13 protein-coding genes are annotated in these 13,959 nt (G+C 48.7%); 8 read left to right on the top strand and 5 right to left on the bottom strand.

Annotated elements, in window-relative coordinates; translation table 11 throughout:
* Positions 1-355: 355 nt before the first annotated feature.
* Genes AB204_RS07460 through AB204_RS07440 form a run of 5 tightly spaced genes read right to left on the bottom strand, consistent with a single transcriptional unit; the run spans position 356 to position 5,026 of the window.
* On the bottom strand, positions 356-1,870 hold the full coding sequence (locus AB204_RS07460) for a conjugal transfer protein TraG N-terminal domain-containing protein (protein WP_047962755.1): 1,515 nt from the start codon (positions 1,868-1,870) through the stop codon (positions 356-358).
* Entirely contained in the window at positions 1,867-2,202 is a 336-nt protein-coding gene (locus AB204_RS07455) for a hypothetical protein (RefSeq protein WP_047962754.1), read from the bottom strand. Before AB204_RS07455 ends, AB204_RS07460 begins: the two co-directional genes overlap by 4 nt.
* An 8-nt stretch (positions 2,203-2,210) precedes the next feature.
* Positions 2,211-3,647, bottom strand: coding sequence for an integrating conjugative element protein (locus tag AB204_RS07450; protein ID WP_047962753.1), 1,437 nt, complete (start codon positions 3,645-3,647; stop codon positions 2,211-2,213).
* 15 nt (positions 3,648-3,662) lie between these two features.
* The gene (locus AB204_RS07445; protein WP_047962752.1) at positions 3,663-4,631 is read right to left on the bottom strand and encodes a TIGR03756 family integrating conjugative element protein; all 969 of its coding nucleotides are present in this window, start codon (positions 4,629-4,631) and stop codon (positions 3,663-3,665) included.
* Complete coding sequence (locus tag AB204_RS07440; protein WP_047962751.1) at positions 4,628-5,026, bottom strand: TIGR03757 family integrating conjugative element protein; 399 nt, start codon at positions 5,024-5,026, stop codon at positions 4,628-4,630. The genes AB204_RS07445 and AB204_RS07440 overlap by 4 nt, the downstream gene beginning before the upstream one ends.
* Positions 5,027-5,346: 320 nt before the next feature.
* Between AB204_RS07440 and AB204_RS07435 the strand changes: the two genes are divergently transcribed.
* The 8 genes from AB204_RS07435 (at position 5,347) to AB204_RS07400 (ending at position 13,884) form a co-directional block, all read left to right on the top strand.
* The gene (locus tag AB204_RS07435; RefSeq protein WP_047962750.1) at positions 5,347-7,119 is read left to right on the top strand and encodes a type VI secretion system baseplate subunit TssF; all 1,773 of its coding nucleotides are present in this window, start codon (positions 5,347-5,349) and stop codon (positions 7,117-7,119) included.
* A gap of 11 nt (positions 7,120-7,130) precedes the next feature.
* Positions 7,131-8,969, top strand: a complete 1,839-nt coding sequence (gene tssI / locus AB204_RS23430) for a type VI secretion system tip protein TssI/VgrG (RefSeq protein WP_235428050.1) — start codon at positions 7,131-7,133, stop codon at positions 8,967-8,969.
* Positions 8,970-8,977: 8 nt separating this feature from the next.
* Positions 8,978-10,216 (top strand): DUF2169 family type VI secretion system accessory protein, encoded by a 1,239-nt coding sequence (locus AB204_RS07425; RefSeq protein ID WP_235428049.1) that lies wholly within the window; start codon positions 8,978-8,980, stop codon positions 10,214-10,216.
* Positions 10,209-10,571 (top strand): DUF4150 domain-containing protein, encoded by a 363-nt coding sequence (locus tag AB204_RS07420; RefSeq protein ID WP_047962748.1) that lies wholly within the window; start codon positions 10,209-10,211, stop codon positions 10,569-10,571. Before AB204_RS07425 ends, AB204_RS07420 begins: the two co-directional genes overlap by 8 nt.
* A gap of 4 nt (positions 10,572-10,575) precedes the next feature.
* Positions 10,576-11,841 (top strand): polymorphic toxin type 15 domain-containing protein, encoded by a 1,266-nt coding sequence (locus AB204_RS20800; RefSeq protein ID WP_053067854.1) that lies wholly within the window; start codon positions 10,576-10,578, stop codon positions 11,839-11,841.
* The gene (locus AB204_RS07410) at positions 11,841-12,476 is read left to right on the top strand and encodes a GAD-like domain-containing protein (RefSeq protein WP_047962747.1); all 636 of its coding nucleotides are present in this window, start codon (positions 11,841-11,843) and stop codon (positions 12,474-12,476) included. Before AB204_RS20800 ends, AB204_RS07410 begins: the two co-directional genes overlap by 1 nt.
* Before the next feature lie 65 nt (positions 12,477-12,541).
* Positions 12,542-13,177, top strand: coding sequence for a GAD-like domain-containing protein (locus tag AB204_RS07405; RefSeq protein ID WP_047962746.1), 636 nt, complete (start codon positions 12,542-12,544; stop codon positions 13,175-13,177).
* Between the two features lie 71 nt (positions 13,178-13,248).
* A complete protein-coding gene (locus AB204_RS07400) occupies positions 13,249-13,884 on the top strand; it encodes a GAD-like domain-containing protein (RefSeq protein ID WP_047962745.1) in 636 nt (211 codons plus the stop codon).
* Positions 13,885-13,959 lie beyond the last annotated feature (75 nt).

The raw sequence follows: 13,959 nt of genomic DNA, 5'->3' as shown, positions 1-13,959 counted from the left end.
CAATAGTAGCGAAGCCTCAACGGTTGCAACCCTTGAGGCCTCTATATTGATTATATATCGCCTATTACCCTAAAAAGGATCCGATTTAAACATGAAAGTATAACACTTTATATATAAGGCATATTGGCAAGGATGTCATTAAATAATTTACTTTTTTGTGATATATATCATGAACGCTGCATTGCTAAGATGAATATAAGACCTAAACTTAGAAGAGCATGGATTAAAACATTAACACGACAATATTACTTATTTTAATAATCGAAACAATTATCAATAGATTAAATAAAGGAAAATATCAAATTCAAATTAGGGGACAGAATCCTATGCCTTAATTCTTAAGTACTTAATTTGACTACTTTCCTTTGGACAACACTTTCTGCATCACCATTTGCCCGAACATGCCAGCAGATTGCCTGACCTGCCCCACGCCCTGACTCATCATGCCGGCCACATCACCCATGCGTACCCCTGCCCACGCTAACGCACCCAGCCAGACCATCGGCAACACAATAAACAGCGTGCCCATCACCAGCCCCATAATTAAATCATCCGACGTATTCTGAATGCCCGCCAGATTAAACAGACTGTGGGTATCTGAGCCGTACAGGGCTTCCAGTAAATAGCTGTCCAGCCAGCGGGCCGTTTCCCACCAGAAAGTCAGAAAGTTCAATGCGAAGAGGGCGAATGTCAGGGTGAATACCGTTTTAAATTCATACGCTGCAAACAGCAGGATCAACGGGATGAGGATATACAACGCCATCAGGATCACCGCCTGCATCATCGGCAGTGCCTGACGCACCGCATCAAACACCGGCATACCGAGTAATCCGCCCAATAAAGTCCCCGCAGAAGCACCGACCCGGTTGCCCGCATCCAACAAGGTAGGATCAGCATTGCCGCCATAGCCTGCGTAAACATACCCTTCCTGAGAAACCGTCAGGTTTACCGGGCTGACCAGACGGCGGAGCACCGCTTCCTGATATTCCTGTGTATTTTTGCCCAGCATTTTCAGGGTGGCTGACAGACGCAGCCATAATCCCGGATCGGCCTGCGCCAGTACCCGGTCTTTCAGCCCGGTTTTGGCGGCTGACCACCAGGCTTTGCAAGTGGGATAACCGCCCTGCCCGGTATACGGCCGCCCACTGTCCCGGCTCTCACTCCACGGGAAATAGGTACGGGGCGTTCGGGATTGCAGCGTATTATAATCACCGGCTAAAAATGTGCGGCTGCCCAGCCAGTCGATATCATTCAGCCTGGTGTCGTCGGTGGTTTGCCCCTGATCCCGCCGTTTCCACTGATACAATGCCAGCGCATAACAATCGTGGGTGAAATCCTGCAACTCCGCTGCCAGTGCCGGATTACTGATGCGGGTGTGCTGCACTTCAAAGCGCAGTTGCCGCAGATCCGGGTGACAGGGGATGGAGGCAACGGCTGCCTGGGTGAATCCTTTTGACAACCGGTGTACCACCGCCCACCAGAGCGGCACGGCAGCCGTCTGGTTATTCAGGCTGGACATCGCCGGGGCATAATCACTTTTGTCCGGTGCTTTGGGCGTCCAGGTGCCACAGCTTTTGGCGCGGGACGGGTCATACTGGAGAGTGGTCAGGCTGACATTCACCAGTGGAACACAACACACCACCATCACGAAAAAGGCGCAGTACAGAGTGTTTTCAATCCGGGCAAGCGATTGTAATCCGCCATTACCGTCGTCTTCACCACATTCTCTCACCTTCAGCCAGACGGCGATCACCTTTATCACTAAAGGCGCCGTAAACAGCCCGGTCGCTATCAGAATTTGCCATAATCCGTTGTTAACCACCCAGCCGAGCAGGGTCAGAAAGTATTCCAGATAGCTGTTGGTGGTCATCGGGTTTCTCCGCTATTCCCTGACAGGGCGTATTCACACAGTAAAATGAACATCAGACTGACGACCAGCATTCGAATTAAAGTTGCACGATGTGTCTTCTGATGTTGTGTCCGCCGCCAGATTTTCCGGCTGCCCCAGCCCAGTACGGCATACAGACATAACCGCCAGATTAACCAGAATTCCCCGGTGTCGGTTATCCAGCGGTGAAGCTGAGTCAGGTTTTCTGCCTGTTGCAGCCCAAGCCAGCCTGTCGCTAACGTGATAACCATCACCAAAGCGATAATCAGTGATAACGCGACACCTTTTCTTAATACTGAAATCTTCTCTGCCATCGCTGACCTTAACTGCGCTCACGGTTTGGGGCTTCCAGCTGATAAAACCGCGCATCGGTGCTGTCCGGTACCTGTTTTTGCGGATGCGTTTTAATGCGCTGGGTGTCCCGCTCAATAATGGTCAGGATGGCGTTGCGCGACAGTGCCCGTTTCAGCTGCATTTCATTCTTTAATGCAGTGATTTCCCTGTCCAGCGCCTCAATCCGCCGTTCCCCTTCGGCGAATGCGTCCGGTTGCGCCGCGGCATTGGGTTCGGACATCCCGGTGATAAGCATCCGCCGCATCAGCAAGGCCGTTTCAGTGGTTTCTGCCATCGCCAGTTCGCCCGCCAGACGGACTGTTAATGCGGCACTGTCCGGGTCCCGCTGCAACGCCTGAATGACACCTTTAGTCACCGCCAGACTGCCGGTTTTCAGCTTGGCCAGATTGGCGACGGTCGGTTTTTCCGTGCCATTGACCAGTTTCATCAGCTGTTCAATATTGGCTTCGGTCTGTTCTTCCAGCATCGGTGCAAAGCCCGTACCGGCCACCGTTGCACCCGGCTGTTGGTGTTCCCCGCCACTGGTGCATTCCGCCGCATTGCCACAGGTACGGATAGCACGGTCGCCCAGCACGTTTACCACCGCTTCCGCCGCTTCAGTGGCATTTTTGAATTTGGTGCAGGCCCCCCCCTGACAATCTTGCAGGCGAACAGAAGACTGGCTCAGCACGGGCTGATTATTCATCATATTAAAACCCGCGCTGGCTAAATCACGGGTGGGCCGGATAGCATTCTGCCCCCTGCCGCCCTGCTTTTTGCCACCAATCCACTGATGTCCCCCCATGCCGGTGGTCTTGGCGCCGGCATTATTGACTCTTACGGCATCCGCATCCCCGCTGTTAACCAGCGTTTTATACTCCTGCAGAGCAGCAGATTGTGTCCATTTACTGTTTTCAGCAAAATTCATCATCCGCTTCGCCATGTTCTGACAATTAAACTGGGCCTTATCGAACGCCACATTGGCCTGTAAAACGCCATTGGTCAGCATGTCATACAGACCGGGATTAGCACGCTGGATTGCCATGGCAGGAAGACTGGCCACTGCGCCGGTTGCCCCCTGAATGACATCACTCATCAGGTTCTTAAACCCCGCCGTGATACCATTCAGCTGGTTGCCGATAGTGGTTTTCAAATCAAAATTCCCGCACATCAAATCCGAACTCCAGCCGAGTTCCAGTCCGCCCAGTCTGGTCAGGGAGCCGCGGGTGGCCGGCTGTGAAATCACCGAACCGCCACCCAGGGTATAAAACAGCGTATCGGAAACAGCACCGCTGGCCTCAGCCCCATAACCCAGCACACTGTTATTCACCTGCGGTAATGAGAGGGACACCACCGGCGTATTACCCTGTACAGATGCGGTTGCCAGTCCGCCCAATATCAGCAATAACCTGTTTATTCTCGTCATTGTTCATTTCCTTATTCAGATATCCGTACTGCCGAGAAAACGCTGCCCGCGCCGTTGGCAGCAGCTGTAGGGCTGCCACAGGGCATAGGCCTGATTGCCGTTGCTTGCAGCCATGTGTTCCCCGTCTGGAAACACGGCACAGCTGGAGCTTAACTGCGGTGATAACCGCTGCCACTTGTGGTTCTTTGTGCCGGTATTTTCTTTCACCGGCTCCGGCGGCCAGTAGCCGTCAGTCCGTTGGGCTTTCAGAACCTGATAAACATGAGGCTGGCCTGCACGGGTGATAATGTCAGCCACCCGCTGCGCGACCACAGCAGCGGCTTTGTCATCATCAGTCTGATTAACAAACCCTGAACGCGGGTAAATATTGCCCCACATATTGCCGGCCATCTGGCTGCCCAGTTCCCGCTGACCGGGAATAAGCGCTTCAGGATAGAACGATTCCGGTAAACCAGTGCGCCACGCGACCGTATCCAGCGTACTCAGAAAATAAGGTATCAAGGGAGTGGCAGCACTGCGGCAGGAATAGCCGGGAATTTGCCCGCCAATCAGGTTGGTGGCGGGATGCCCGATGGCATCGGCATATTTAAAACGCAGACTGGTGCGCCGTTGTCCTGCAATCTGGGTATTGTGATTACCCCCGCCTGCGGTCAGGTAAGATAACGCACCGGTAACGGCATTTTCCAGCCCGCCGGATAGTCGGCTGACCTGCGCCATTTCTGACCACGGATTGCCGCCGGGGGCGTGATAGGTGGACACGACCGCTTCGGGAAGATAGTGGGTGACTTTAACCGAGGTTTTTACCGTGCAACCCTGCCAGGAACAAAACAGCCAGTAACAAATGCCGCTGACCCGCCACTGAATACAGGCGGGCGAAAGACTGCTGGCGACAATTTGGGCCGTGTTGAGGGAGGCCTGCGCAACCGGAGCAAATGCGGTTATCAAAGTGATGACGACAGGAAAAGTAATATGTTGAATACTCATGGATGATTCTGCTCCCTGAGCGCCTTCGCTTTTGCCACATCCGCCGTACCATACACCACTTCATGATCATCAAACACCACAGCAGGATACTGACGCACCCCTAATTGCCAGGCTTCAACAACAGCACGATAAGCGTTGATAATGTGTTGTTCCTGCTGGAACCATTGGGAAGATTGCAGAATAGCTTGTGCCTGTACCGCAGCTTGTTGAGGGTCGGCAGAAAGTTGAGAGAAGATTTTCTGCTGCTGTTGTTCAGCTGTATCCAGCCAGACTACCTGTGTATCAGGGGAAAGATTGACGGGGGTATGGTGGCTGTCGGTATACACCACCGTTTTTGCATGACTCACGGATGCAGTCATCCATCCCAGCCAGAATAATGCATAACGCTTTCTCATCACCACCTTCCCGTATCCGAAAACAGACATGAAGGGTGCGGAAAAAACGAGGAAAAATCAGCAAACAATTCTTTTTTGCAAAATGTAAAAAAAGTGGGTATTGACATTGTCTCCTCTGTCTCTCGGTTTTCCTTCCGAAGCGGGCAGACACAACGATTCAGACTTCTCCCAAATCCAGAGAAAGCAGAATTACATTAAATAAATTAATTAAAATCCCATGTACAATAAATCACCCTTACCAAGTAGCGCATTCATTTTATATAAACTTTATTCACAAGATGCCGATCAATTATTAATCGGAACATTAGAGATGGCAATAAATGAAAAACAACAAGGAATCGCTGTACCTGCAAGAGTTAGCTTACCTGCGTGAAAAAGCAAAGTTGATGGCAACTGAGTTTCCGCATCTGGAACCTTTTCTGAGTAACCCTCATGATCCGGATATTGAACGCCTGTTTGAAGGTTTTTCATTATTAACCTCAAACTTGCGCAGCACCGTTGAAGACGACTTTCCGCAAGTCACCCATGAAATGTTGGGGCGCATCTGGCCCCATACCCTGCGTCCTGTGCCCCCGACAACCATCATCCAATTTACCCCCCATCAGGACGTTCATCAGGGCGCCGTCGATATCCCCCAGGGCGTACCGATAACCACCGATGAGGGGGAATACACTTTACGGTTTCATACCTGTCGTCCCCTGCATATTGAGCCTTTCATTGTCCTGGATAAGCAGATCCAAAAAACACGGGAATACAGCGAGATCATTGTGACATTGCGCCAAACGGGCGCGGTTTCAGACCGTTGGCAAGTGGGATTACTGCAATTTTTTCTCGGCACAGACCGTGAGCGGGCGGCCCAGTTGAGTCTGTGGCTGGAACGGCATCTCGATAATATTTACCTGCGCACGCAAAACGAAGAAAAAAGGCTCAGGTACAGCAAGTTATACGGGTGTGATGCTCATGGCCATCACAGTATACTGCCCACAAGCCATAACCATTTTGACCGTCTGCAACGGATGACGGAATACTACTGCCTGCCTCATGCTTTTGATTTTATGACCTTTGATGCGCGGGATTACCGTGAATTGCCGTTAAACCGCGACGGGTCATTTGAGCTGGTATTCAGGCTGAACGGTGAACTGCCACTGGAAACCGTAGGCGATGCGTTCCAGTTAGGCTGTGTGCCCGCTGTTCACCTGGATACGATGGTCAGCCCGCCGATCCCGCTGGCGGAAAATCGCGCGCATTATCCCCTTCTTTTATCAGAGACTGAGCGGTTATTCCGGTTACAGGGGGTCCAAACGGCCAGACAACCCGGCGGCAAACAATCTTACGCTAACACCGCTCATTTCCAGCCGGTGACTCAGTTCTGCGAGAAAAGTGGCTGGCTGCTTGATGAAGGGCAACCCGATAATCTCTATTTCCAGCCCCGACTCTCCATCGATCTGCTTGGGCGTATCCAGTATTGGCTACATTTTCTGGATGCGGACGGAAAAGCGGCCACCAAACTGCCGTCCCAGCCGGTTTGTGCACACTTCATCGGCTACCATACGCAGGCCATGACATTGGAACCCGGGGCTATCACCGAATCCCAGGAATCGGTGCCTTCTCATCTGCGTGCCTGCAATATCACCCCCGTGTCACCGGATTTTCCGCCCATGGTGATGGGAAAATCAGACTGGGCGCTGATTGATAAGCTCAACCACACGCCGTTTTTGCTTTTCAATACCGAGTCCCTGAAAAATTTCCTGCGTTTGTATGATTGTTATACCGGACATGATCGCGCGCTCAGCCGCCGGATGCAGCAACATATTGACGGGATTGTCCATCTGGACTCCCGGTTTGACAGCCGTCTTGACTACGGTCCGGGGAGACTGGGCGGCGTGATTAATGGCAACACCCTGCATTTGCACCTTAATCCGGCCTGTTATGAAAATGACGGCATCATGTACCAGTTCTGCCGGGTGATCAGCCAGCTGCTGGCGAGCTTTGTTGTCCGGGATAACTTCATCATGCTGGAAATTTATCGGCAGGATGAACAGATGGCGTTATGGGCATTCCCGCATCAACTCGGGCTGCGCCGTGAAATGTAATGAGAGATGAGATGAAACCGAAAATTAAGGACATAATAATGCTAAAAAGTGGATTACGTTTTGTTTGCCGGATAGGAGGGCTACCTGAGGGGACATTTGCGGTGGCCGATTTTACCCTGCGGGAGGGGCTTTCCGAGCTGTTCACCCTGAACCTGACGCTGGTTCAGTCCCTGCCCGGTAACCCCTTTATACCGACGCCGGAAATCGATTTAACCGCGCTGTTGATGCAGGAAGCAGTACTGCAAATCTTCCACGGTGTGCTGGAGCAACGCAAAATCACCGGGATCATTTCCCATGCCGACTGGTGCGGCACCGATGGTAACAAAATCCTGTATACCTTTACGGTGCGCCCGTCCCTCTGGCGACTCACGCTCAATCAGGACAGCCGTATTTATCACCGGCAAAGTGTGCCGGATATCCTGAAGCTGTTGCTGAAAAAACACCACGTTCGCGCTGACTCAAAATTGGAAGATGCCCATCAAAGCCGGGAATACATCACCCAGAAGCGGGAATCCGACTATGCTTTTTTTTGCCGCTTAGCCGCCGAAGAGGGGATCAGCTTCTGGTTTGAGGATGAAACACTGTTTTTCAGTGACAGCCATCTGCCCATGGCGGCAGACCTGACGCTCAGTTACAATGCCCAGCCGGAAACGGCGCACGGGATCGATACCATTTATCAGGTTCGCCTGGGGGTGGGGATGACACCCCAGCGCACCATCAACAAGGATTTCAATCCCGAACGGCCGTTTTACGCGCTCTCCCATCTGGAAAGCAACCCGGATTATCAGGCATTCGGCACACTGACGCCGTATACGGTTTACGAAAGTTATGGCCGTTTTCAGAAGGATGCCGAAGCCAAACCGTTCGTTAAGTACCGCCATGAAGCCCTGAAAAACCAGATGCAGAGTGGCAACGGGCAAAGTAACTGCATCAAACTGATGCCGGGGCAAATTTTCAACATTGCCGCCCATCCCCACGCCCCACTCAATACCTGCTGGCAGATTGTCGGGATCAGCCATCAGGGGCGCTGCCCGCAGGCACTGGATGACCATGGCGGCGAGGGCACCACACTCAGCAATGACTTCAGCTTTATCGATGGCTATGCCGACTGGCGACCGCCATTTCATTACAAGCCACTGGCGGATGGGGATGAGAGTGCCACCGTGGTCGGGCCGGAAGGCGAAGAAATCTTCGTCAACAAAGACGGCGCGATTAAAGTCCACTTTCACTGGAACCGCTATGACAAAGCCGCTGACGGCGCATCTTGTTGGGTTCGGGTGGCTCAGGGCTGGAATGGCAACGGCTTTGGCTTTATGGCCATTCCGCGCATTGGGCAGGAAGTCATTGTTTCTTACCTTAACGGCGATATTGACCGGCCGATAGTGACCGGCAGTGTCTATAACGCCGTCAACCGTCCGCCACTGGATTTACCCGCCGCGAAGACCCGCACCACGTTTAAAACCAAAACCCACAAAGGGGAAGGCTTCAACGAACTGCGCTTTGAGGATGCAAAAGGCAGTGAAGAAGTGTTTATTCATGCGCAAAAAGACATGAAAACCAAAGTACTCAACAACCGCGAAACCCATGTGCTGGCTAACCACAGTGAAACCGTCGAAAAAAACCAGACCATCAATGTCTTCAAGCACAAGGAAGAGGACGTCGGGATCACTCATACCCACACGGTTGGCGAATCGTTAGCCATTACGGTCGGCGATGTGATTGAACTGCGTTGCGGCAGTAGCTGTCTGCGGATGGACAAGTTCGGCAATGTCACGATCCAGGGCACCAAATTCCTGTTTGATGCCACTGATGCCATCCAAATCAGTGCGCAGGACATTGACCTGAACTAAGGAGCCAAATGATGGAATTCAGAAACCTGACCCCGTTTTCAGTTATTAATTACAAAATGCTGGATACCGAAGACGAGGAATATCATGTTGTTGCCATGAAAATCGTCTACCAGCTCCAGCCTGTGGGTTCGGGGCATTACCGGCCTGTACTGGCCGCCCCTTATGGCGAACTGGCGGTACAGGATACCTTTTCCGGCGAAATGAACCGGTCATCGGTTTTGCAGGAAAGTGATTTAGCGCCGCTGAAACTCAAATGTGATGTGATTGTCAATGGTGTCGCCTATGCGCCAGCGGGTGAAGCCTGTGAAAAAATGCCTGTCCGGTTACAGGTCACCACGCGTGACGGGCAAGCGCTGATCGATAAGACCCTGCATGTCTGGGGAGAGCGTGAGTTTCAGCGTTCTTCACAAGGCGAATGGCAACTGACGCCGCCCCAAAAATTCACGACGTTACCGGTAGATTACCGTGATGCCTTTGGCGGGGAATGCAAAGTGTATGAAAAGGATGACGCGGCGGCATCCGTGCCCGAAGAAATTCGTCTGACCGACACCCAGCGGGAACAGCACCCGGAAAAAGACAATCCCCCCATTGCCCATGCCACATGGGAATACAATCCGCTGGGAACGGGCTTTATCACCCCGTGGTATGCGAAGGCAAAAGATCTTTCCCGCTGCCTGGCACCGCGCATTGAGCACCCTGATGCCCCGATAACGGCCGCCCACTTTGCGCAGTGGCTGAATTCGCCGCCGTCCATCACGGAAAAGGTTTGCCAGCCTGCGGGACTGGGGATTATCGGACGCGCCTGGCTGCCACGCCGCACACGGGCAGGCACCTATGATGAGCAGTGGCTGACAGAACGCCACCCTTATCTTCCCGAGGATTTTAGTTTTCGTTACTGGAATAACGCGCCGGACGACCAGCAAATTGACTTTCCTGCTCCTGATATCCGTATCAGTCTGTTCAACCTGACCCGTGACGGTGAGCTGCATGTCCAGTTGCCGGGGCACCGGCCGCTGATTTTGTTGAGAATGCTCAGTGGTGAAATGCTCCCGGAGCGGATGTACGCCGATACCCTGATTATCGACAGCGAAGCGCTCACGCTCGCCATGACTTACCGTTACCACATTGAGGCAACATCGCCCCTCCGGGTGATGGAAGCCCGTTTTGAAATGGACCCAAATGCACCGCTGATAAGAATTGCGTCACCGGATGACAAAGACGAGACGGAGATCCATATTTATGGCTGATAATTACCTTGCCCGGACAGGCACTCAGTGGATGGTCATCGGCATTTTACCGGATGTCTGCAAAACCCCGATGGGCTCTTCCACGCCCCCCATTCCTTACCCCGTGATGGCCAAACTGGCAGACAGTTCAGTGCCGGTAAAATCCGTGCGCGCCAATGGCAAACCCGTTGTGGTTTTTGCACAGTCGTTTGTTCCCCAGACGCTGGGTGATGAACCCGGTGTGGCGAATGGCGTTAAAAGCGGCACAGTGGGAGGTAAATGCCATCCCAAAGCGCAGGAGCATTCAAAAAGTGTGCGTGTCGGCAATAAATTGCTGTTACGCCACGGTGACAAATTCTGGATGAACGGAGCATAAGGACATGGCAAAAATCAAGAAAATCCCACCTAAACCGGCGAGTGATGAAGCATTATGGAAAAAACGGGCGCATGACGATGCCCCGACCGGTGAGGGTAATACGTTAGGGGAAATTACCGGGCAACCGCCGAAATCGACCGAGGTGCCTAAAGAAGCTAATTCCGTTATCAAGCCGAATACCCAGAGTGAGGAGGGATTCTGGGGAAAAGTCGGAGATGTGGGAACCGGTATCCTGAAAAATCTGGGAAATACGGCCATTGATATTGCTGAAGTGGTGTATAAAGGCCATCAGGCTGATGCTGCGGTGGAGATGAAACTGGAAGCATTAGCACATAAAGCCGCGGGTAATGAAGCAGAAGCGGATCGGTTAACGAATAAGGCTGATGCGCTCATGGAAAACGCGAATCTGGATGAATACCGATTTAAGCCAGAAGGCGCGGCAGAAGAATTTGGGGATACCCTCGCTGACTTAAATCCCAAAGGGGTAATCAAGCAAGCGGTAAAAGGTATCGCTAAAGGCGGGTCAAAGGCCATGTCGATCATCGCTGGCAAGGAAAAGGGGGTTGCACGAAGTAATTCCAAAGCTAAACGACAAGAGACCCAGGCGGCTGAAAGAGATAAAACAACACCTTCCAAAGACCCAGACGAGCTTAAAAAGGAACTGAAAGAAAAACAGCAAAATAAAGGGGGTAAAGTCAAAGGGGTTAAGAAGACTAAGGTGCCGTGTTTTCATCCTTATGACAGCAAGCGGTATAAGAGGTTAAAAACGGATAAAGAGCGAAAAGCATTTTTAGATGAGTATTCCGAGCAATTAAGAAGACAGCAGGATGCTATTAATAGCATGTCACCTGAAGAATTCAAAATTGCAAGGGATGCTTATAAGAAAAATAAGCGGAATAGTAAAGCAGCCAGTGCTCAAGGAGATTTTCGAAATGATACAGAACGAGATATATCAGACAAAATATACAGGGGTCTTATTAGAAAAGGAAAAGACCCAGGTGAAGCAAAAGAAATAGCAAATGTAAAAGCCAAAGAAGCACTTCAAGGATTAGCTGCATTACATGAACCCGATATGGTTGCAGGTGGTTTTGGACAATATGCTCCTAAAAAAATGGGAGATTCTAGAATTAACAGTGCCATCGGAGGGAGTTGGAGTGGAAAACGCATCAAGTCTCTTGACATTGGTGCAAAAGATGCAGTTGACAGTGGCTTAGGCGACGCTAAGATGAATGTTCAATTAGAATTATGTCGGGGTAAGGGGAAAAAATAATGCGTGATAAATTTTTTGCGTTTTTTATTAAAGAACTAGGGGAGGCAACGCAGCATAAAACTGTTCCGACTGAAGCCATAGAAAAATGGAGAGGAAAATTACCAAATAAATTATTACATTATTGGGAAACTGAGGGTTGGAACAGCTATCAAAATGGATTGTTTAGTATTGTCAATCCCGATGATTATGAAGACATTGTCGATATGTGGTTAGAAGACACCCCATTTGAGTCAATGGATGCTTATCATGTTATTGCTAGAAGTGGATTTGGTAAAATCTATCTTTGTGGTGAAAAAACAGGGATAAATTTATCAATATCTTGTATTTTTAATAAAATAACATACGATAAAGACAATAACTTTAATAAGAATGAAAAAGACTTAGAACTTGATATCGTTAGTTTCTTCTCAAGCAAATCAATTAGCCACTTTGACTTAAAAGGTGGCAAAAAAACAGGTATTTTCGCCCAAGCCGTAGAAAAAAATGGCCTATTAAATGAAAATGAAATTTTTGGTTTCGAACCTGCCATTGTATTGGGCGGTGAAATTAAACTCGAAAATGTAAGAAAATTTGATATGCATATTCATTTGGATATTCTCCGTCAATTTGCAGATCCAGATATTCAAGAGATTTGATTATTTTCTATTGCTAAAGTGACTGTTTTAACAGTCACTTTATGTATTTATTATGAGTATAAATAATGCGTGATGAAGATTTTGAGTATTTCATTAAAAAATTTGGGGAAGCAACCCAACATAACGCCGTATCTGATCAAGCAATAGAAAAGTGGCGAGATAAATTACCTAATCAGCTATTAAACTATTGGAAAAATGAAGGGTGGAACAGCTATCAAAATGGTTTATTTAGCATTGTAAATCCTGATAACTATGAAGATATAGTTGATATGTGGCTGGAAGATACGCCATTTGAGTCAATGGATTCTTATCATGTTATTGCCAGAAGTGGTTTTGGAAAACTCTATCTCTGCGGACAAGAAACAGGCACTAATATATCAATATCATGTATCTTTAATACCATATTTTATGGAAAAGAAGAGTTTTACAAAAAAACACCAAAAGAGCTTGATTTTGATATTGCAACATTTTTCTCTAGTCAAACAATTAAATCCCTTGATATGAAAGGGAGTAAAAAAACAGGTATTTTTCCACAAGCTATAGAAAAATATGGTTCATTAAATGAAAATCAAATATTTGGTTTCGAGCCTGCTATTATTTTAGGTGATGAAGCTAAACTCGAAAATGTCAAAAAATTGGATATGCATATCCATCTAGATATTTTACGTCAACTTTCAGAACCTGACATTATAGAATTTTAATTTCTAATTTTTATTTTTTGATAAAGTGGTTATGAAAACAACCACTTTATCAAATATTGTGGATATAAATAATGCGTGATAAATATTTCGATAGTTTTATTGAAGAATTCGGGGAAGCTACTCAGCATATAGCCGTACCTTCTGAATCGATAGAAAAATGGCGAGGAAAGTTACCCGACCAACTATTACATTATTGGAGAACAGAGGGTTGGAACAGCTATCAGGATGGGTTATTTAGCATTGTGAATCCCGATAATTATGAAAGTATTGTTGATATGTGGTTAGAAGACACCCCATTCGAGTCAATAGATGCTTATCATGTTATTGCCAGAAGTGGTTTTGGTAACCTTTATCTATGCGGTGAAAAAACAGGAACGAATTTGATAATTGATTGTTTATTCAATACTATTTATCATGAAAAAGAAAATGTTTATAAAAAAAACAAGCAAGACGCTGATCTTGATGTTGCCGCTTTTTTTTCAAGTAAATCCCTCGATTCTTTTGATATTGAAGATGATGACGATATATGGCTTTTTTCTAAGGCCGTGGAAAAGTATGGTCCATTAAATGAAAATCAAATGTTTGGTTTTGAACCTGCTATAATTTTGGGGGGAGATGTTGCGCTTGAAAATATCAGAAAACTAGATATGTATATACATCTAGATATTCTACGGCAATTTTCCGCCCCTGAAATTGACGAAGATTGATGGATGCTAGATCATCGTTAAAAACTAAGTGGCTTATAATAAGCCACTTAGTTCTATTATGGATAGTATAAATAA

Source organism: Xenorhabdus khoisanae (assembly GCF_001037465.1).
GTDB lineage: Bacteria > Pseudomonadota > Gammaproteobacteria > Enterobacterales > Enterobacteriaceae > Xenorhabdus > Xenorhabdus khoisanae.
The sequence above is the reverse complement of the archived record's forward strand: the minus strand, read 5'-3'. Positions and strand labels throughout refer to the sequence as shown.